The organism is Corynebacterium halotolerans YIM 70093 = DSM 44683, from assembly GCF_000341345.1.
In the GTDB taxonomy this organism is placed as follows: Bacteria; Actinomycetota; Actinomycetes; order Mycobacteriales; family Mycobacteriaceae; genus Corynebacterium; species Corynebacterium halotolerans.
Window position 1 is genome coordinate 2,120,158 of record NC_020302.1, and the last position, 18,757, is coordinate 2,138,914.

Genomic DNA, 18,757 nt, shown 5'->3' on the forward strand with positions numbered 1-18,757 from the left:
CGCCTAGAGTAGAGGCCATGGCAGACGCGAAGAAGGCGGCGGACAAGGCCGCGAAGAAGGAAGCGCGGGCGGCGAAGCGCGCCCAGCGCAAGCAGACGTGGTCCCAGTTCTGGCAGGCGTTCAACCTGCAGCGCAAGCAGGACAAGAAGCTCATCCCGCTCATGCTGCTGGCCATCCTGGGTGCGGCGCTGGTCTTCTTCCTCATCGGCCTGCTGTGGGGTGGGCAGTGGTGGATGCTCATCCTCGGCATCGGCGTCGGCTTCGTGCTGGCGATGTTCATCTTCTCCCGCCGCCTGCAGAACTCGATGTACGACCGGGTCGGTGACACCCCGGGCGCGGCCGGCTGGACGCTGGAGAACATGCGCAACACCGTGGGCATCGTCTGGCAGACCAAGACGGCCGTGGCCGCCAACACCCAGCTGGACTCCGTCCACCGCGTCATCGGCAATCCGGGCATCGTCCTCGTCGGCGAGGGTGCCCCGCACCGCCTCAAGCCGCTGTTCGAGCAGCAGAAGAAGCGTCTCAACCGCCTGGTCGGCGGCGTGCCCGTCCACGAGATCATCGTGGGCGAGGGCGAGGGCCAGGTGCCGCTGAAGAAGCTGCAGCGCGAGATGACGAAGCTGCCGCGCAACTACAAGAAGAACGAGGTCTACGCCCTCTCCGCGAAGATCGAGGCGATGGACAACGTCGGCCAGGGCGGCCCCGGCGCCGGCCTGCCGAAGGGTCCGCTGCCCAAGTCCGCGAACATGGGTGGTATGAACCGCCGCATGCGCCGCGCCGGCGAGCGCAAGAAGAAGGGCTGACCCACCCCCGGGTCCGCGCGTGTCGACGCCCCGTTACCTCCCCTCGGTAGCGGGGCGTCCTGCCGTTGCGGGGGTGGTGGGAACTAGCCCTGGATGACGCTGGTGCCGGTGGCGCGGTCGTGCATGCCGCGGCCGTCGGAGTCCACCAACGCGGCCGGGAGGATGAACGCGGTCAGCAGAGTGCGCACCACCGCACGCCACAGGCCGACCTTGGCCCCGCCGACGTCGACACGCGCGATGCCCATGCCGAGCACCGCCTGACCGGGGGTGCGGGCGAACAGCCAACCGCAGATGATGCCGAGGACGGCCCAGAACATCAGCGTCATGGTGGACACGCCGCCGAGGACGTCGGTGAAGGTGCCGACGAAGGAGGCGATGATCCAGGCGATCACCCAGTCGATGGCCACTCCCCCGGTGCGGCGGGCGACCGAGGCCAGGGAGCCGGGCCCCGACTGCGGGAGGCCGAGTTTTTCGCCGGGCCAGCGGCCGGGGGCGTCGGGGTCGTCATACTCCGCGGGGATCTGAGGTCCGTCGAGCCAGCTACGCTTAGGATCAGCCATACTGAACAATCTAGCCGGGGGTGTGTGGGTGAGGGAAAACCGTGATATCCCTCCCCTATTTTGATCGTTCGACAGAAAATCCATTAAACTCGGCCCCGGGCATTTCCAGCAGGCACTCCCACATGGGAGAATGCCCGCAGCAAGCGAACCGCGACCCACCAGCAGAGCGCCAAAACACCTACTAGGAGCCATCGTGGCCTTCAACACCACCGAAGACGTCATCAAGTACATCAAGGATGAAGGCGTCGAGTTCGTCGACATCCGTTTCACCGATGTTCCCGGCATCGAGCACCACTTCTCCATCCCCGCCTCGGAGTTCGACGAGGACGCCGCGGAGGAGGGCATGGCCTTCGACGGTTCCTCCATCCGCGGATTCACCACCATCGACGAGTCCGACATGATGCTGCTGCCGGACCCGGCCACCGCGAAGATCGACCCGTTCCGCCGGGCCAAGACGCTGAACATGAAGTTCTTCGTCCACGACCCGTTCACCCGCGAGCCCTTCACCCGCGACCCGCGCAACATCGCCCGCAAGGCCGAGGAGTACCTCGCCTCCACGGGGATTGCCGACACCTGCAACTTCGGCGCCGAGGCGGAGTTCTACCTCTTCGACTCCGTGCGCTACTCCGCCGGGGTCAACGCCGGTTTCTACGAGGTCGACTCCAACGAGGGCTGGTGGAACCGCGACAAGGAGACCAACACCGACGGCTCCCCGAACAGCGGCTACAAGACCCGGCTCAAGGGCGGCTACTTCCCCGTCGCCCCCTACGACCAGACCGTGGACCTCCGCGACGAGATGGTCCGCCACCTGGCCGACGCCGACTTCCACATCGAGCGCTTCCACCACGAGGTGGGCACCGGTGGCCAGCAGGAGATCAACTACCGCTTCAACACCCTGCTGCACGCCGCCGATGATCTGCAGTCCTTCAAGTACATCGTCAAGAACACCGCCGCCGCCCACGGCAAGGCCGCGACCTTCATGCCGAAGCCGATCGCCGGCGACAACGGCTCCGGCATGCACGCCCACCAGTCCCTGTGGAAGGACGGCAAGCCGCTGTTCCACGACGAGTCCGGCTACGGCGGCCTGTCCGACATCGCCCGCTACTACATCGGCGGCATCCTCCACCACGCCGGCGCGGTCCTGGCCTTCACCAACCCGACGCTGAACTCCTACCACCGCCTGGTCCCGGGCTTCGAGGCCCCGATCAACCTGGTGTACTCCCAGCGCAACCGGTCCGCCGCGATCCGCATCCCGATCACCGGCAACAACCCGAAGGCCAAGCGCATCGAGTTCCGCGCCCCGGATCCGTCCGGCAACCCCTACTTCGGCTTCGCCGCGATGATGCTCGCCGGTCTGGACGGCATCAAGAACCGCATCGAGCCGCACGCCCCGGTGGACAAGGACCTCTACGAGCTCCCGCCGGAGGAGGCCGCCTCCATCCCGCAGGCCCCGACCTCCCTGGAGGCCTCCCTGGCCGCGCTGCAGGAGGACAACGAGTTCCTCACCGAGGGCGATGTCTTCACCGACGATCTCATCGACACCTACATCAAGCTCAAGTACGACAACGAGATCACCCCGAACCGCCTGCGCCCGACCCCGCAGGAGTTCGAGATGTACTTCGACTGCTAGTCGGACACTGAGCCGCCGGGATTGCCCCTGCATCCCAGCGATTTGAGGGTGGTCCGCACTTCCCATCGCCAGTGGAGCATGACGCGGGCCACCCTTCCTTTTCCCGGTCCCCGAGTTACAGCACCTGCTTCCGTGGAAAACGGGAGCATTGGCCTGCCCTGAATTAACTGTCGATTGACCGTTAGTAAACCCAGTATGCAAGACACTTTCCGGTACACCCGCTCTGCCCCGCACCGACCCATCCATTTCTCTTGAAACCGCGCGAAGGAAGCCAATCATGCAACTACAGCCACGAGAGACGGAGAAGCTGCTCGTCGTCGTCGCAGCCGACCTTGCCCGTCGGCGACAGGCCCGGGGCCTGAGGCTCAACTACCCCGAGGCGATCGCCGTCATCACCTACGAACTGCTGGAGGGCGCACGTGACGGCAGAACAGTCGCCGACCTCATGAGTTGGGGTACCACGATTCTGTCGAGGGACGACGTCCAGGAGGGCATCGCCGAGATGATCCACGACGTCCAGGTGGAGGCAACATTCCCTGACGGAACCAAGTTGGTCACCGTCCACAATCCGATCCGCTGAGAGGCCTACCATGAAACCAGGAGAGTACATCCTCGCCGAGCCCCCGGTTGTCTGCAATGAAGGCCGCACAGCCATCGAGCTTGACGTTCTCAACCGCGGTGACCGCCCTGTCCAGGTCGGTTCCCACTTCCACTTCGCCGAGTCGAACCGGGCTCTCGAGTTCGACCGCCGGACTGCCCTGGGGCATCGCCTCGACATTCCTGCCGGCACAGCCGTTCGACTGGAACCCGGTGACCACACCACGGTCCGACTCATCCCGCTCGGTGGTGACCGCAAGGTCCATGGCTTCCGCGATCTCGTCGACGGCTCGCTCGATGACCGCTCCGCCGTTGACGTCAATCTTGACGAGGCGCCATCGGACCGTCACTTGTCCGCGGCCGGAGATGCGCCGAAGCCGCTGAAGACCCGCCGCGGATACGGCAATGAAAGTCACGAGAACCGTGGAGAGGACGCACAGTAATGAGCTTTGAACTCAGCAGAGAACAATACGCGAGCCTTTACGGGCCCACGGTCGGGGACTCGGTCCGGCTCGCCGACACTGAGCTGTTCGCCACCATCGAGCGCGACCTGACCACTCCCGGTGAGGAGGCGGTGTTCGGAGGTGGCAAGGTCGTGCGGGACGGCATGGGTCAGAATGGCCAGCTCGTACGCGACGTCGGGGTCCCGGACCTGGTGATCACGAACGTGATCGTCATCGATTGGACCGGTGTCTACAAGGCCGACGTCGCAATCCGCGACGGACACATCGTCAAGATCGGCAAGGCCGGGAACCCCCACACCATGGAGGGCGTCGACATCATTATCGGGGTGGCAACCGACATCATCTCCGGCGAGGGCAAGATCCTCACCGCCGGTGGGATCGACACCCACATCCACTTCATCAGTCCGGATCAGATCGAGACCGCCCTGGTCTCGGGCATCACGACCATGATCGGTGGTGGCACCGGGCCGTCGGAGTCCACCAAGGCCACGACTATCACCCCCGGCGAGTGGAACATCCACAACATGCTCCGCTCCTTCGAGAGCTTCCCCATGAACTTCGGCCTGCTGGGGAAAGGCCACGGTTCCTCCGTCTCACCTCTGGCCGAGCAGATCCGCGCCGGGGCGATCGGACTGAAGGTCCACGAGGACTGGGGTTCCACACCGTCGTCGATCAACACCTCTCTCCAAGTAGCCGACGAGTTCGACGTCCAGGTGGCCATTCACACCGACACCCTCAACGAAGCCGGCTTCGTCGAGGACACCAAGGCCGCCATCGCCGGCCGGGTGATCCATACCTTCCACACCGAAGGCGCCGGCGGAGGCCACGCACCGGACATCATCGAGTTGGCCGCGGAGCCGAACATCCTCCCGGCGTCAACGAACCCCACGCTGCCTTATACGCGCAACACCATTGAGGAACACCTCGACATGCTCATGGTGTGCCACCACCTCAATGCGGATATTCCGGAGGATGTCGCATTCGCCGATTCACGTATCCGTGCAGAGACGATCGCCGCCGAGGACGTTCTCCATGATCTCGGCGTATTCTCCATCACCTCCTCCGATTCCCAGGCCATGGGCAGGGTCGGTGAAGTAATCCTGCGCACCTGGCAGGTCGCGGACGCCATGAAGCGGCAGCGGGGAAAGCTACCGGAGGATGAAGGGATCGTCGGCGACAACTTCCGGATCCGCCGCTACATCGCGAAGTACACCATCAACCCGGCCATCGCCCAGGGCATCTCCGACAGCATCGGTTCCGTCGAGGAGGGCAAGTTCGCCGATCTCGTGCTCTGGAACCCGAAGTTCTTCGGGGTGAAGCCTGATCTGATGATCAAGGGTGGACAGGTCGTCAACGTCGCCATGGGAGATCCGAACGCGTCCATCCCCACCCCGCAGCCCAGCGTCTACCGTTACTCGTTCGGGGCCTACGGCTCGGCCGTGTCCACCAGCTCGATCACGTTCCTGTCGGCAGCCGCCCTCAACTCCGGGGTCCCCCGTCAGCTGGGCCTTCAGAAACTCATCAGGCCGTGCCACGGCATCCGCTCTCTTACGAAGTCGGACCTCAAACTGAATGGGGAGACCCCGAATCTGTCGGTCGACCCCGAAACCTACGAAGTCCGGGTCAATGGCGAGATCATCACCTCGGAACCGAGCAAGGTGCTGCCGATGGCCCAGAGGTACTTCCTCTTCTAACCCCCGCCCAACACTGCCGCTGGCACCAGTCACTCCGTCGAGCTGCCGGGGCCGTGTCGAACATATGTAAGGACCACCCATGATCATCACCGAGATCCTCGGGAACATCAATGACCCGGCCGGTCGGGCGATGCTCGGAAACCACCACATCGAGAAGGTGGTGCTTGCTGGCGACGCGCTCGTCAAGCGCATCCAACGGGTCACCACGAACCATCACACCGAGATCGGCGTGCGTCTTCCTCCACGCTCACCGGATCTGCGCGACGGTGACATCCTCGCCTTACCTGGGAGGGACTCGCAGGTAGTCAACGCCATCATCGTCAGCGTCCTACCCACGGACGTGCTCGTCATCGCCCCGGAAACCATCACCCGGATGGGGTTCGTCGCCCACAGCCTGGGTAACCGTCACCTGCAGGCTCAGTTCTTCGACGTGGACAGCGACTACGGCGCGGAGGTCATGGTGGTCCAGTACGACCACACTGTCGAGGACTTCCTCGAACAGCAGGAGATCCCCTACGCGCGGCAGCGGCGAATCATGCCGGTTCCATTCCGGCACGCCGACCACTCGCACTGAGAGGCACAGATGACCACCACCGCCGCGGAGAAGACGTTCCACCTCACGTCTGTTCTCGCAGCCATGCAGCTGACCGATTCGGCTATACCGACCGGAGCCTTCAGCCATTCTCTCGGCTTCGAGACTTACCTGGACGACGGCCGCATCCATGACGAGGAATCGTTCAGGGAATGGATCGGCATGTTCATCAACCAGCAGCTGACTTTCACCGATGCTCTGGCGATCCGCCTGATCTACCACGCCGAGGACTTCGATGAGATCGTGGCCGTCGACAACCTCACGACCGCCCAGGCACTTCCCCGCCAGGTCCGGCAGGCCGGGATAACCATGGGCAAGCGGTTGCTGACCATCGGTACCGAGTCCTTCCCGGGGCCGTGGCAGAAGCGGTACCGGACTGCCGTGGACGAGGGCGAGATGCACGCCCACCAAGCGTGCGTATGGGCGGTGCTGGCCCGTTCCACCGGGCTGGACGAGGACACCGCCGTCGCCCAGCACCTGCTCGCAACCGCCATTTCCCTGACCCAGAACGCAGTCCGCGCGGTTCCCCTGGGCCAGAACGCCGGGCAACGCGTCATCCGCCACGCACACGACACCGTCCTGCAGGCGGTCGAGCACTCGAGGTCGCTCTCCCTCGACGACCTGGGGGCCATCGCTCCCGGACTCGAGATCGCCCAGATGCGTCATGAGCGGCAACGCTCCCGCATGTTCATGAGCTGACCGTTCAGCCCCACCACACCCCAACCCCACCCATCCCCCAGGAGGACAACATGGAACCAGTGATCATCGGCATCGGCGGCCCCGTCGGATCCGGCAAGACCCAGCTCATTGAGCGTGTCACCCGAGCGATGAGCAACGAGATCTCGATGGCCGCCATCACGAACGACATCTACACCATTGAGGACGCCAAGATCCTCGCCCGCAACTCGGTGCTCCCGGAGGAGCGCATAATCGGCATCGAGACCGGAGGTTGCCCACACACCGCGATTCGCGAGGACACCTCCATGAATGAGGCGGCTATCCAGGAGGTCAAGAAGCGGATCCCCGACGTGCAGCTGATCTTCGTCGAGTCCGGCGGTGACAATCTCTCGGCGACCTTCAGCCCCGAGCTGGTCGATTTCTCGATCTACATCATCGATGTCGCACAGGGTGAGAAGATCCCGCGCAAGGCCGGCCAGGGAATGATCAAGTCTGACCTGTTCATCATCAACAAGACCGATCTCGCGCCCCATGTCCATGCTGACCTGTCGGTGATGGAGGCGGACTCCCGCGTCTTCCGCAAGGACAAGCCCTTCGCCATGACGAACCTCATCACGGATGAGGGGCTCACTGACGTTCTCGACTGGATCCGACACGATGCGCTGATGATGGACCTCGTATGACCACAGCGACCGTCGAACCGGCCGGTGAACTGCGGCTCATGGTGGACCACCGCGACGGTGTCTCCCGGGCGCGCAGGCAGTTCCACCGTGGGGCCCTGCGCATCCTCCGGCCCCACTACTTGGATGGATCGGGGCAGGTCACCTACACCCTGATCAATCCGGGCGGTGCGTACTTCAGTGGGGACCGGTATCTGATCGACATCGAGATCTCGCCGGAGTCCTCGTTGCTGTTGACGACCCAGTCGGCGACGAAGGTCTACCGCGCGCCGAAAGGACCCGCCACCCAAGACATGCGGGTTGTCGTCGGCGCCGGCGCGACCTTCGAGTACCTCCCCGACCAGCTGATCGTTTACCGCGACGGCTCCTACCGGCAAAGGACGGTCATCGAGGCGCACCCGAGCGCCACTGTCGTCCTAGCCGAGGTCATCACACCCGGGTGGTCCCCGGAAGGGGCGAACTTCACTTTCGATGAGTTGCGGATGCGCACGGAACTGCGGTTGCTCGATGAGAGCACCGGATCATCCCGGATCCATGCCGTGGACCAGCTGCGGATCATCCCCGACTCCGTGATCTCCGGAGTCGGCTTCATGGAGGGTCACAGCCACACCGGGCAGCTGATTCTGATGGATCCCCGCATCGACGACAGCGTCATCTCCGTACTCTCGGAGTTGGTCGACGCCTCGGACACCTACTCCGGTATTACCTGTGCCGGCCTTCCCCGCTCTGACGGTGACGCCCCCAGATGCGTGTTCATCCGCTCCCTGGCCGAAACCACCGGTTCGATCACTGCCCTCCACCACGACGTGGTCACCCTGCTGCGCCGGGTAACCGGTGGCCGCGCAGCCGTGAATCTGCGTAAACACTAGAAACAGGAAGTAGACGACCATGCCGACAACGCTGTCCCCCGTCCAATATGTGCTGCGGGGAGTCTCACAGATCTTCTTCGTCGAGAACTCCGTGTCCGGACTGCTCATCCTGGTCGGGCTGTCGTTCATGGATCCGCGGTTCGCGGTCCTGGTCATGCTCGGCTCGATGGTCCAGAGCATCGGTGGCTGGTTCCTCGGCCTGCGCGAAGAGGTCCGTCACGGTCTGATGGGCTACAACGGCGCCCTGGTGGGTGCGGCCGCGGGTCTCTATGCTGGATACACCCATGTTTCCGTGCTGCTGACCATCGTCGGGTCTTTCGCCTGCGTCGCCGTCCATGAGCTGACGCGTGCGTTGTTCGCCTCGTCAGTTCTCAGTCGCTTCTCGCTTCCTGTCTCCACGGCCCCGTTCTGCATCGTCGCGGGGCTGACCTTTGGAGCTGTCGGGCAACTGGCCGAGCCAGGGGAACTCAGCACCTCCACGGATCTCGCTGCCGGCGTATCCCTGGGCCTGTTCAACAGTTTCTCCGAGGTACTGCTGGCCGACGGTCTGGTGTGCGGGCTGTTGATCGTCGCCGCCCTGCTCCTCTGCTCTCCGGCGGCTGCCGGATTCGGCGTGGGAGGGGCCGCGGTGGCGCTTGCCGTTGCCACTGTCGTCCGTGGCGGTGTCGATGAAACCTCCTCAGGTCTGTACGGCTATTCTGCGGTTCTCGTCACCATCGCGCTCGGCGCCCTCCTGTGGACCGACCGGAGTTGGGCGGTCCGTGTTCTCGGTTCCTTCATCGGAGTGGTGCTGACCCTGCTCATCCAGCCGTTGCTGGCCCTGACCCCGGTGCCGGTGTTCACCTGGCCATTCCTGTTGGCGATGTGGCTGGTCCTCGTCGGCGATCACCTGCTGGTCTCCGCGAGGCGGCCAGTGACTTCGGAGGCGCCTGACCAAACCTCCGTGGAACCTGCCGACCGATCGATCGAGCGAGACTCTGATCAGTCCTCCGCCTCAACCTCGGAGAATGCTCAGTGACCGCGGTGAATACCCACGTCCAGACGGCGCCTTTAACAGGAGGCGACAGTGATGGCCTTGATGATCCCCTGGGGCTGGAGCACCAACGTCGCCGGGTGTCATTGTGGGTGCTCGGATTGATCTTCGCCCTCCTGACCGCCTGTATCGCCGGAGTGGCGATCGGGGCCGTCAGCATCGATCCCCGGGTCATCGTGCAGGTTATCGCCCACCACGCGAGCATGGGGCAATTGTTCACTACTCCGGTGTGGACCACGGCTGAAGACGCCATCGTCTGGGAGGTGCGGCTGCCCCGGGTGATCCTGGGTGCCGTTGTCGGCGCAGGCCTGGCCGTCTGCGGGCTCGTGCTGCAGGCGATGGTCCGCAACCCGTTGGCGGACCCGCATCTGCTGGGAATCAATTCGGGGGCGTCGTGTGGTGCCGCCGCAGCAATCCTGTTCGGCCTCGGGATGGGCCTTTCCGCCCATGCGCTGCAGTTGACGGCGTTCCTCGGCGCGCTCGTGGCCGCGCTGGCCGTCTACGGGCTCGCACGGACCGGAGGTCCGATGAGCTCATTGAAATTGCTGCTCGCCGGGGTCGCTGTGGGGTACGCCCTTAACGCCCTCACCAGTTTCCTGGTGTTCCTCAGCGGCGATGCCGAAGGGACACGCTCGGTGATGTTCTGGCTTCTGGGTTCACTGTCGTCAGCGTCCTGGGGATCTCCCCTACTCGCGGTCGTCACGGTCACCGCCTGCGCCCTCACTGTGCTGTGGGCTCAGGCGCGGCGTATCGACGCCCTGAGCATCGGTGACGGGGCCGCCCGCTCACTTGGGGTCAACCCGGAACGTCAGCGCACACTCCTCCTCGTCATTGTTGCCGCCTGCATCGGTGTACTGGTTTCCGCAGCAGGAAGCATTGGATTCGTCGGTCTCGTCGTTCCCCATCTGGCACGTGCCCTCGTGGGTGCGGGGCATCGCCACAACCTCCCGGTCGCCGCGCTATTGGGGGCCGTGCTGCTCGTCCTCGCCGACCTTGCCGCCCGCACTGTACTTCAACCTCAGGAGCTACCGATCGGCATCATCACGGCTCTGCTCGGCACCCCCTTTCTCATCCTCCTCATTCGCCGTACCCGAACGGCCTGAATCTCAGAAGGAAGTTCATGCTCCACAGCGCCCATCTCCACCATTCCGGCTCCATCAGGTTCGCGGCTGTCACAATCATGGCAGCCGGCGCGCTCCTGCTCTCGGGCTGTGCGGACGCTGAGTCCCAGACCAGTTCCGTCGCTGGTGATTCCCATTACCCCGTCACGGTCGAAAACTGCGACACGCAGGTGACTTTCGAACAGGAGCCGGAACGACTGCTGCTGCTCAAGAGCGCCGCAGTGCCGGCTCTTCACGAACTTGAGGTCCTCGAACGAGCTGTCGCCCGCGCCGGTGCCTACCCGGAGGACTACTACGACCAGGAGACCCTCTCCGAGCTTGAGCAGATTGAACACCTCACCAAGGACACCGATCAGACAGGCCATACCCTCCTGTCCACCGATGTCGCGATTGCTCAGGAACCGGACCTCGTGCTCGGAGAGCTGGACAACCTCAACCGCCAAACGCTCGCGCCGACGGGTATCCCGACGATCGAGGAACCCGCGATGTGTCCGGGTGGGCTCGACAACCCCTCGTTCGACAGTATCTACGAACAACTGAGGGTCTACGGTGAAGTTTTCAACCGTGGCGACCGGGTGGAGGAAGTGATCACCAACCTGCAGGATCGGGTCAGATCCATGGAGGCGAAAGTGTCGGCTTCCGGTGCAGCGGGGCGGACCGCCGCCGTGCTCTATCCCACCGTCGGTGGTGGTACAACCTACGCCTACGGCACTCAGAGCATGGCCCATCCTCAACTGGAGGCCGCGGGGTTTACCAACGTCTTCGGTGACGTCGACAACCGCGTCTTCGAGATCACCGATGAGGAGCTCATAGGCAGGAATCCTGATGTGCTGATCCTGCTGCACTCCGACGGCGACCCAGAGATGGTGAAGAATGCGGTGGAACAGCTGCCCGGTGCTGGCCATCTCGATGCCTTGCGTAACGACGACGTGATGGTACAGCTGATGAACTTCACGGAGCCAGCCACGCCCTTGACGGTGACCGGCCTCGAGAATATAGTGGAGAAGTTCTACTCATGATCACCGCGACAGATGTCAGTTTCGCCTACTGTGAGGCGGACGCAGTCCATGATGTGAACCTGAGCAGTGTACCGGACCAGGTGCTCGGCTTGATCGGGCCGAACGGTAGTGGGAAGACCACCCTGCTCCGCCTCCTCAGCGGCGCACTGTCCCCTCGCCGAGGATCCGTGCGCATCGACGGCCGCGACATTTCCGACCTCTCGACCGCTCAGTTGATCGCCGTTGTGGACCAGGACGCGGAGATCCCACTCGGGCTCACTGCCGCCGAGCTCGTGCTGCTCGGTCGAACGCCCCACCTCAGTGGGTTCCAGTCCTACCGCAAGATCGACCGCGACATCGCGGTCTGGGCCCTGGAGCGGGTGCGAGCCCTCGACCTCGCACGCCAGCCATTGAACGAATTGTCCGGAGGCGAGCGGAAACGGGTGTTGATCGCCCGGGCTCTCGCCCAGGAAACCCCCTACATCTTCCTCGATGAGCCGACCAACCACCTAGATATCCGCTACCAGCATGAAGTCCTGCAGCTCGTCCACGAGTTGGACAAGACGGTGGTCGTGGTCCTCCACGACCTCAATTTGGCAGCCCGATACTGTGACCGGTTGGCCCTGTTGGAGAGGGGGCACGTGGTCGCGCAGGGTTGGCCCGATGACGTGCTGAGAGAAGAAACGGTTTCGACGGTGTACCAGGTCGGAACCGAGCGGGTGGACACTCGAAGCGGATTGAATCTTCACTTCAGCCTGCCCTATCTTCCATGACTCCTTTGCCCGTCCGCTGCGCGGATTCTTATGCCAGAATCTCCAGCCCGGTGCACCGCCTCCGCCATGGTAGATAAGCGGTCAAGCTCGCACCGTCTGTGTTTGAGGGAAGCTGGGGCGTAGGAAGTAGGTGTTCCCTACTATCTCTCCCACCCCTGCAGCGCCCGCAGTTCCGCCGCCTGCAGGTGCAAGTCGAAGTTACGCTTGACCAGTGCACGGGCGTCGTGGACCAGGTGCTCGTCGCCCGGCGCGAGGACGTGTGCGATGACTTCGACGAGCTTATTGACGTCGCCGTGAGCGCCAGCCAGCCGGTCTCGCCGTTGACGACGACCTCACCGGCCCGGTGACGTCCGCGGCCACACAGCGGATACCCTGGACCATGACCTTGAGCAGTACCGAACTCCAGTCCCAAGCCAATGAACAAGGAGAACTCAGGTGGGACGTCTCAGTGGATTCCCCCACTACCCGTGCCCGCATTCACGCCGCCGGTGCCCGGCGTGATTTGCCTTCACGGATCGACGGTGATCCGGCTGGCCACAGGCTGAGCTGGCCCCGGGGAGGCTTCTCGACAAAGATCCAACCTGGTCTGTGACCGGCGTCTACAATCGGTGTCGTTTGTGCTCACCACTGGTCAGGCCGATGATAGCCCACAGCTTATCCCGATGCTCGACCCGATCCGGGTGGCGTGTCCGGGCCGGGACAGTCCACGCACGAGACCTGATCGGGTGCTGGCGGACAAGACCTACTCCTCGCGGGCGAATCGGGAGCACCCGCGCTCTCGGGACACCAGGGACTACAAGCCCCGACCAGCTCAGACATCGTAAGGCCTGTGGCCGCCGTGGTGACCGGTCCCCGAAGTTCAACGCTGAGGCGTACAAGGGACACAATACCGTGGAGCGGTGCTTTAACGCACTCAAGCACAACTGGGGCGTGGCCACCGGCTACGACAAACTCACGGTCCGGTTCGAGGCCACCGTCCAGTTCGCCAACATCGACCGATGGATGAAACGACTTTCGTAGCACGCCCTGACACAGGTCCCACCGGCTCCCTTCCGCCGCGCGTGGCAGGGGGCCGGCCCTGTCTTCGACCGCTACAGCTCGGCCAGGACCGTCTCCGCCATGGCCGCCTGTCCCGCGGGGGTCGGGTGCATGGGATACGCCCCGGTCTCATTGCCGTGGAAGGCCACCCAGCGCTGCTCCGGGGCCGCGCACCCGGTGTGCTCCCCGGTACCCGCCGGCAGGACCATGTCCGCCCCGTGACGTTCCGCAGCGTCCGCGACCACCTGGTTGAGCTCGTCGGTCAGCGCAACCGCCCATGCCCGGTCCGCCTCGCTGATTGCCGCGAGCTCGGTGCAGTCATCCCCCGGGGCGATCAACGGCATATAACCGGTGACGATGACCCGGGCGTCGGGCGAACGGTCGGTGATCGCCTGGTGGACCTGATCGAGGGCGTCCGGCAGTTCCGCCAGCTGGGCCCGGGCGGGCCCGTCCCACGTGGCCGCGCAGTCGGAGGGCAGGCCGGCGCGCATCGCCTGGCCGAAGCATCCGGCCATGCCCCCGAACTCGATGTCGTTGCCGCCGATGGACAGCGTCACCAGGTCCGTGCCCTCCGTCAACGAGTCGAGCTGGGCGGGGATCTCCTCCGAGCCGGTGTTCCTGGGGCGGAGCAGGTTGTCGGTGACCGCGCCCTGGCAACTGACGTCCTGTCCGGTAACGCGGGCGTCGGCAAGCACCTGGGAGGGATAGTTGTCGGCGGAACGCCGGCAGAACGCAGGCCCGCTGAGGGCAGCGTCCCGGCTGCCGAGGGCCGCGTAGGAGTCCCCGAGCGCGACGTAGTCGTGGGGCAGATCCGGCGCGGTGGTCTGCTCCGTGGTGGTCTGCCCCGCGGTGTCGGACATCCCGGATTCGGTACCGCAGGCCGTCAGGGCCAGGCAGGTGAGGACGACGACGGAACCGGCTTGCAGGCTGCGTGTGATCACGGCCCCACGATAACCGAGTCAGCGCAGCGAGGGCGCCCGGAAGCGGGAGCCGTCGCGACGTCACCACCGTATCCTCAGAGTCGATCCGCGCGACGGCAGGGAAAGGAGGTGGTCGGCCGTGCGCCCCAGACATCGTCTGCCTCTGTCCACCGTGCTGTCCCCCGCCCGGTACGTGCTGCGCGGGGTATCACAGATCATCTTCCTCGAGAACGCCGTGTCCGGGCTGCTCATCCTGTGTGGCCTGTCGGTCATGGATCCGCGGTTCGCGGCCCTGGTCCTGCTCGGCTCGGCCGCCCAGAGCCTCGTGGGGTGGGCCGTCGGCCTGCGGGACGACGTCCGCCACGGCCTGCTGGGCTACAACGGCGCTCTGGTGGGTGCCGCCGCGGGACTGCACGCCGGGTACACCCACGCCTCCGTGCTGTTGACCGTCACCGGTGCCTTCGCTTGCGTGGCCGTCCACGAGTTGGTGCGGTGGTTGTTCGCCACCCCGGCGCTCGCGCGGTTCTCCCTGCCCGTGGCCACGGCCCCGTTCTGCATCGTCGCGGGCCTGATCTTCGGGGCCGTCGGACAACTCGTCGGGCCCGGGGAGCCCACCACCGCCGCGGACTTTCCCACCGGTGTGGCGCTGGGCCTGTTCAACAGCTTCTCCGAGGTCCTACTGGCCGACGGTCTGCTGTGTGGGGCGCTGATCGTCGCGGCACTGCTCATCGACTCCCCGACGGCCGCCGGATTCGGACTGGCCGGCGCCGCGCTGGCGCTCGGCGGCGCCGCGGTGATCCACGGTATCGGCGAGGCCTCCTCGGGCCTGCACGCCTATTCCGCGGTGCTCGTCGCCATCGGGCTCGGGGCCGTGCTGTGGGCCGACCGCGGCGCGGTGACCCGGGTGCTCGGCACGGTCGTCGGAGGGTTGACCCTGCTCCTCCAGCCGGTGCTGGAGCTGACCCCGGTGATCGTGTTCACCTGGCCGTTCCTGCTCGCGATGTGGCTGGTGCTCATCGGCAGCCACCTGCTGTTCCCGGAACGGCGGCCGGTGACCGTCCAGGCGCCGGAGCACACCGCGGCGGAACCCGCCGAGCGGTCAACGGGGCGCGGTGCCGGGGACCGGCGTTGAGGCGCCGGGGCCGGCGGGAAGACCGCGTGGGTTCGTGCGACGACGCAAAGGCCGGACGTGTCCGCCGGGAGGGCTACGATAATCATCCAGCAGTATCGTGTGGGTGGAAAGGAGCACGTCATGTCCCCTCTCGAACAAGACGAGTACATCCGGCGTCTCGTCGAGGCGGAGATCGCACACTCCCGCGCGACCATTGAGCTGCAGAATACCCCGGTCCCGCCGGATCCCATGGCGAAGTGGAGCCCGTTCGTGGTCGCCGGCGTATTCATCCTGCCGGTGATCGTGATGATGCTCTCGGTGCTCGTGGTCTTCGTCCTCTGACCGCTTCCGCCGGCGGGCAGACTCACCGGGTATCCGTCGGGTGCTCCGGTTCCCCGCGGCTCAGCGCCCGGGCGGTGTCACGGGCACGGTTGAGGATCTCCGTGCGCGGCAGCAGCCGCGCGATCGCCGCGATCCGGTCGGCCCGTTCGGTGCCGAGCCCCTCGTGCACCCGCCGGCGCAGGAGCCGGTGGCGCTCAATGTCGACGCCCGCCGGTACCGGCGCGGACTCCGAGGCCTCGGCGGCGGCCAGAATCAGTTCGGCCGTCTCGAGCCGGCCCGCCGCGGTGAACAGTTCAGCGAGGATCCGCATGATGTTCCACAGCTGGGCCCAGTAACTGCGGCGCTGCTGCAGCTCCAGCAGCGTCAGCGACAGGTCGACGGCCTCCGCCGTCCGGCCCGTGCGGGTCAGCGCAGCGAGCAGCGCCACCCGTGCGACCGCCGCCACCTGCACGGCGTTCGCGGTGTCGGCCATGCGGGCGGCCTCGCGGAGGACGTCGACGGCGGCAACGTGGTCGGTCGCGAGCAGCACCTCCCCGCTGGCGTAGAGCGCGAACGCCGTCCGTGACGGGGCCCCGCTGCGCTCGGCCGCCCTACGCGCGTCGGCCGCGTGTTCCGCGGCGTGCTTCCCCGGCTCCCCGGGGCTGCCGGTGGCCGCGAGGAGCAAGGCCAGGACGGCGTGCGCGTCGGCCGTGTAGGCGGCGGGAAGACCGTCGATCGTGAGTACCCGGCGCCACCGCCGGACTGCAAGCTCCCAGTCTCCGGCGTACACCGCGGTGACCCCCAGCGCCACGGAGGCAAGGAACCGTTCGGCCGGGGCGGTGGCCGTCTCCCGGGCGAGCCGACCGAGTCGTTCGGCCCGTTCGAGCTCACCGCGCTCCACCGCCGCGATCGCCGCTGCCCCGCGGGCCAGCGACTCCCCCGCGACCCCGGGGAGCCGGGGATGATCACCGACCGCGAGGGTCACCTCGGCCAGGGCCATCCCCGGAATCCAGAGGATGCACCGTCCGACGTGTCCGACGGTGCGCGCGGCCAGGTCGAGTCGGCCTGCGGTGAGCGACTGTTCCGCCGCCGCGGTCAGATCCGCCGAGGCGAGATCCAGTCGGCGCAGTGCCCTCGCCGCGTCCGGCCCGGCCGCCTCGTCGGCCCGGCGTCCGGCGCTCTCCGCCGCCCACCGCCAGTACGCCGGTCGGGTCCCGGCGTCGTCCAGCTCGAATGATCCGGTGAAGGCCGACAGCCGTCCGAGCAGCGCACGGTCCGCCTCCCCCAGCAGGTCATGGGAACGGGCCACGACGGAGCGCAGCGGTTGTTCCGGCCGACCCTGCAAGGTGCAGCCCCGTGCCGAAGCCGGTCAGGACCGTGCGGACGCCGAGGGTGGCCGCCTGCGTGGCGGCCAGTTCCAGCGCCAGCGGCAGGCCGTCGAGGCGGCGGCACACCTCGCCCGCGTCACGGACCAACGGGACACTGAGATCGGTGGCGGGCCGGGCGCGGCGCAGCCGCTCGATGAACAGCCGCATCGCCGGCGCGAGGACCGCGCGGTCCGGCCCGTCCGTGGGATCCGGGGGCGTCAGCGGTGACAGCGGGAGAACCTGCTCGGCACCCATATCCAACCGGTGTCGGCTCGTCACCACGAGGTTCACCCGGGGCGCCACCCACAGGATCTCCCGGACGAGAGACCGTGTCCGGTCGAGAACCCGCTCGCACGCGTCGAGCACGAGGATGAGGGAAGAGGCGGCGAGGTACTCGAGCACCGCCGCCCGCGGTTCGGCGGCGAACCCCAGCCCCAGCGAGGCGGCGACTTTCTCATCGACCTGCTCCGGTTGGGCATCCTCGAGTTCGACGACGGCGGCGGGCCGGTCGAGCCGGCGGGTCAGCTCGGGCAGCACCTCGGCGACGAGCCGCGACTTGCCGACGCCGCCAGGCCCCGTGACGCTGACGAGGCGGTGGGCGGCTGCGGCGCGCAGCAGTTCCCCGGTGTCGTCCTCCCGGCCGATGAAGATACCGGTGGCGGGTTCCCAGGACGGCGGCACCCGCCGCGGGGGTGGGCGGGCCACGGAGCTCTCCGGCACCGCATGGTCGAGAATCTGCACCTGCAGCTCCCGCAGCGCGGGCGACGGGTCGAGTCCCAGCTCCTCGACAAGACTGCGGCGTAACGCCTGGTACTGCTCGAGTGCCTCGGTCGTCCTGCCCGCCCGGTAGAGCGCCGTCATGAGCAGGCCGTGGGCGCGCTCCCGCAGCGGCTGTTCGGCGACCACTCCCTGCAGGACGGACACCGAAGCATCGGCGTCGTCGAGCTCCAGTGCCAGCACGGCGCGATCCTCCATCGCCTTCATCCGCAGCTCCCCGAGACGGACGGCCTCAGTGACGGCGAACTCCCGGTCTGCGAACTCGGCGTAGGCCGGACCGCGCCACAATCCCAGGGCAGAGTCGAGCATCTCCGCGGCGCGGGACGTCGGCAGCTCCCCCGCCTGCCGGCACAGCGCCTCGAACCGGTCGGCGTCGACCGTCCCGGCGGGAAGCTCCAGGTGGTAGCCGACCGGATCATGCCGGACCACCTCGTCGCCGAGCACCGAGCGCAGCCGGGACACGACGGTCTGCACGGCGCCGCGCGGTCGGGCCGGCAGCTCCTTCTCCCAGATCGCCGCGGCGAGCCCGTCCGGGGAGACGGGGTACGGGGCGTGGACGAGCAGTGCGGCGAGCGCCGCCCGGGGCCGGGAACCGCGCAGCTCCACCCGCGCCCCGGCGCGCCGGATCTCAAGCGACCCCAGGACGTCGATCTGGACGGGCGCTCCTGCCATGACTCCATTGTCCGCTTTCTGAGGCAGCGATGAAAGCCCCCTGAAAGCGGGTGCGCGCA

The 18,757-nt window shown here is 66.3% G+C and carries 22 protein-coding genes; 18 read left to right on the forward strand and 4 right to left on the reverse strand.

Annotation, left to right across the window (positions count from 1 at the left end; genetic code table 11):
• The first annotated feature begins 17 nt into the window (after positions 1-17).
• Positions 18-803 (forward strand): DUF4191 domain-containing protein, encoded by a 786-nt coding sequence (locus tag A605_RS09820; RefSeq protein WP_015401361.1) that lies wholly within the window; start codon positions 18-20, stop codon positions 801-803.
• 83 nt (positions 804-886) lie between these two features.
• Here the strand turns inward: A605_RS09820 and A605_RS09825 are convergent, their stop codons facing one another.
• Positions 887-1,363: an RDD family protein gene (locus A605_RS09825; RefSeq protein WP_015401362.1), complete on the reverse strand. Its 477-nt coding sequence runs from the start codon at positions 1,361-1,363 to the stop codon at positions 887-889.
• A 193-nt stretch (positions 1,364-1,556) separates the two neighbouring features.
• Between A605_RS09825 and glnA the strand changes: the two genes are divergently transcribed.
• The 15 genes from glnA (at position 1,557) to A605_RS15960 (ending at position 13,512) form a co-directional block, all read left to right on the forward strand.
• Positions 1,557-2,993, forward strand: a complete 1,437-nt coding sequence (gene glnA / locus A605_RS09830) for a type I glutamate--ammonia ligase (protein WP_015401363.1) — start codon at positions 1,557-1,559, stop codon at positions 2,991-2,993.
• A 277-nt stretch (positions 2,994-3,270) separates the two neighbouring features.
• Entirely contained in the window at positions 3,271-3,573 is a 303-nt protein-coding gene (locus A605_RS09835) for an urease subunit gamma (RefSeq protein ID WP_015401364.1), read from the forward strand.
• Between the two features lie 10 nt (positions 3,574-3,583).
• Positions 3,584-4,033, forward strand: coding sequence for an urease subunit beta (locus tag A605_RS09840; RefSeq protein ID WP_015401365.1), 450 nt, complete (start codon positions 3,584-3,586; stop codon positions 4,031-4,033).
• Positions 4,033-5,748, forward strand: a complete 1,716-nt coding sequence (ureC, locus tag A605_RS09845) for an urease subunit alpha (protein WP_015401366.1) — start codon at positions 4,033-4,035, stop codon at positions 5,746-5,748. Before A605_RS09840 ends, ureC begins: the two co-directional genes overlap by 1 nt.
• Before the next feature lie 79 nt (positions 5,749-5,827).
• Positions 5,828-6,322 (forward strand): urease accessory protein UreE, encoded by a 495-nt coding sequence (gene ureE / locus A605_RS09850; RefSeq protein ID WP_015401367.1) that lies wholly within the window; start codon positions 5,828-5,830, stop codon positions 6,320-6,322.
• 9 nt (positions 6,323-6,331) lie between these two features.
• On the forward strand, positions 6,332-7,039 hold the full coding sequence (locus tag A605_RS09855; RefSeq protein ID WP_015401368.1) for an urease accessory protein UreF: 708 nt from the start codon (positions 6,332-6,334) through the stop codon (positions 7,037-7,039).
• Between the two features lie 50 nt (positions 7,040-7,089).
• Entirely contained in the window at positions 7,090-7,701 is a 612-nt protein-coding gene (gene ureG / locus A605_RS09860; RefSeq protein ID WP_015401369.1) for an urease accessory protein UreG, read from the forward strand.
• Positions 7,698-8,567 carry an urease accessory protein UreD gene (locus tag A605_RS09865; protein ID WP_015401370.1) on the forward strand — a complete coding sequence of 290 codons (870 nt, stop codon included), beginning with the start codon at positions 7,698-7,700 and terminating at the stop codon, positions 8,565-8,567. Before ureG ends, A605_RS09865 begins: the two co-directional genes overlap by 4 nt.
• A 19-nt stretch (positions 8,568-8,586) precedes the next feature.
• Complete coding sequence (locus A605_RS09870) at positions 8,587-9,585, forward strand: urea transporter (protein ID WP_015401371.1); 999 nt, start codon at positions 8,587-8,589, stop codon at positions 9,583-9,585.
• On the forward strand, positions 9,582-10,703 hold the full coding sequence (locus A605_RS09875) for a FecCD family ABC transporter permease (protein ID WP_015401372.1): 1,122 nt from the start codon (positions 9,582-9,584) through the stop codon (positions 10,701-10,703). The genes A605_RS09870 and A605_RS09875 overlap by 4 nt, the downstream gene beginning before the upstream one ends.
• Before the next feature lie 17 nt (positions 10,704-10,720).
• Complete coding sequence (locus tag A605_RS09880; protein WP_015401373.1) at positions 10,721-11,740, forward strand: ABC transporter substrate-binding protein; 1,020 nt, start codon at positions 10,721-10,723, stop codon at positions 11,738-11,740.
• On the forward strand, positions 11,737-12,492 hold the full coding sequence (locus tag A605_RS09885; RefSeq protein WP_015401374.1) for an ABC transporter ATP-binding protein: 756 nt from the start codon (positions 11,737-11,739) through the stop codon (positions 12,490-12,492). Before A605_RS09880 ends, A605_RS09885 begins: the two co-directional genes overlap by 4 nt.
• Before the next feature lie 185 nt (positions 12,493-12,677).
• Complete coding sequence (locus tag A605_RS15565) at positions 12,678-12,839, forward strand: hypothetical protein (RefSeq protein ID WP_161607630.1); 162 nt, start codon at positions 12,678-12,680, stop codon at positions 12,837-12,839.
• A gap of 270 nt (positions 12,840-13,109) precedes the next feature.
• Positions 13,110-13,316, forward strand: coding sequence for a hypothetical protein (locus A605_RS16055; protein ID WP_425277925.1), 207 nt, complete (start codon positions 13,110-13,112; stop codon positions 13,314-13,316).
• A gap of 67 nt (positions 13,317-13,383) precedes the next feature.
• Positions 13,384-13,512 (forward strand): hypothetical protein, encoded by a 129-nt coding sequence (locus A605_RS15960; RefSeq protein WP_015401375.1) that lies wholly within the window; start codon positions 13,384-13,386, stop codon positions 13,510-13,512.
• Between the two features lie 71 nt (positions 13,513-13,583).
• On the opposite strand, the gene A605_RS09900 is transcribed toward A605_RS15960, so the two are convergent.
• Complete coding sequence (locus tag A605_RS09900) at positions 13,584-14,471, reverse strand: SGNH/GDSL hydrolase family protein (RefSeq protein ID WP_015401376.1); 888 nt, start codon at positions 14,469-14,471, stop codon at positions 13,584-13,586.
• 118 nt (positions 14,472-14,589) lie between these two features.
• Here A605_RS09900 and A605_RS09905 point away from each other — a divergent pair, with 118 nt between their 5' ends.
• Positions 14,590-15,582, forward strand: a complete 993-nt coding sequence (locus tag A605_RS09905) for an urea transporter (RefSeq protein ID WP_015401377.1) — start codon at positions 14,590-14,592, stop codon at positions 15,580-15,582.
• Between the two features lie 120 nt (positions 15,583-15,702).
• Entirely contained in the window at positions 15,703-15,903 is a 201-nt protein-coding gene (locus A605_RS09910; protein WP_015401378.1) for a hypothetical protein, read from the forward strand.
• Between the two features lie 22 nt (positions 15,904-15,925).
• On the opposite strand, the gene A605_RS09915 is transcribed toward A605_RS09910, so the two are convergent.
• Positions 15,926-17,191, reverse strand: a complete 1,266-nt coding sequence (locus A605_RS09915) for a hypothetical protein (protein WP_015401379.1) — start codon at positions 17,189-17,191, stop codon at positions 15,926-15,928.
• Positions 17,175-18,698: an AfsR/SARP family transcriptional regulator gene (locus A605_RS09920; protein ID WP_015401380.1), complete on the reverse strand. Its 1,524-nt coding sequence runs from the start codon at positions 18,696-18,698 to the stop codon at positions 17,175-17,177. Before A605_RS09920 ends, A605_RS09915 begins: the two co-directional genes overlap by 17 nt.
• Between the last annotated feature and the right edge of the window lie 59 nt (positions 18,699-18,757).

Excerpts from the sequence above, each read along its gene's own strand:
- A605_RS09855 (WP_015401368.1), top strand. The coding sequence starts at position 6,332 with ATGACCACCACCGCCGCGGAGAAGACGTTCCACCTCACGTCTGTTCTC.
- A605_RS09825 (WP_015401362.1), bottom strand. The coding sequence starts at position 1,363 with ATGGCTGATCCTAAGCGTAGCTGGCTCGACGGACCTCAGATCCCCGCG.
- ureE (WP_015401367.1), top strand. The coding sequence starts at position 5,828 with ATGATCATCACCGAGATCCTCGGGAACATCAATGACCCGGCCGGTCGG.
- A605_RS09870 (WP_015401371.1), top strand. The coding sequence starts at position 8,587 with ATGCCGACAACGCTGTCCCCCGTCCAATATGTGCTGCGGGGAGTCTCA.
- A605_RS09885 (WP_015401374.1), top strand. The coding sequence starts at position 11,737 with ATGATCACCGCGACAGATGTCAGTTTCGCCTACTGTGAGGCGGACGCA.
- A605_RS09835 (WP_015401364.1), top strand. The coding sequence starts at position 3,271 with ATGCAACTACAGCCACGAGAGACGGAGAAGCTGCTCGTCGTCGTCGCA.
- A605_RS09910 (WP_015401378.1), top strand. The coding sequence starts at position 15,703 with ATGTCCCCTCTCGAACAAGACGAGTACATCCGGCGTCTCGTCGAGGCG.
- A605_RS09820 (WP_015401361.1), top strand. The coding sequence starts at position 18 with ATGGCAGACGCGAAGAAGGCGGCGGACAAGGCCGCGAAGAAGGAAGCG.
- ureC (WP_015401366.1), top strand. The coding sequence starts at position 4,033 with ATGAGCTTTGAACTCAGCAGAGAACAATACGCGAGCCTTTACGGGCCC.
- A605_RS09865 (WP_015401370.1), top strand. The coding sequence starts at position 7,698 with ATGACCACAGCGACCGTCGAACCGGCCGGTGAACTGCGGCTCATGGTG.
- A605_RS09920 (WP_015401380.1), bottom strand. The coding sequence starts at position 18,698 with ATGGCAGGAGCGCCCGTCCAGATCGACGTCCTGGGGTCGCTTGAGATC.
- ureG (WP_015401369.1), top strand. The coding sequence starts at position 7,090 with ATGGAACCAGTGATCATCGGCATCGGCGGCCCCGTCGGATCCGGCAAG.
- A605_RS09880 (WP_015401373.1), top strand. The coding sequence starts at position 10,721 with ATGCTCCACAGCGCCCATCTCCACCATTCCGGCTCCATCAGGTTCGCG.
- A605_RS09840 (WP_015401365.1), top strand. The coding sequence starts at position 3,584 with ATGAAACCAGGAGAGTACATCCTCGCCGAGCCCCCGGTTGTCTGCAAT.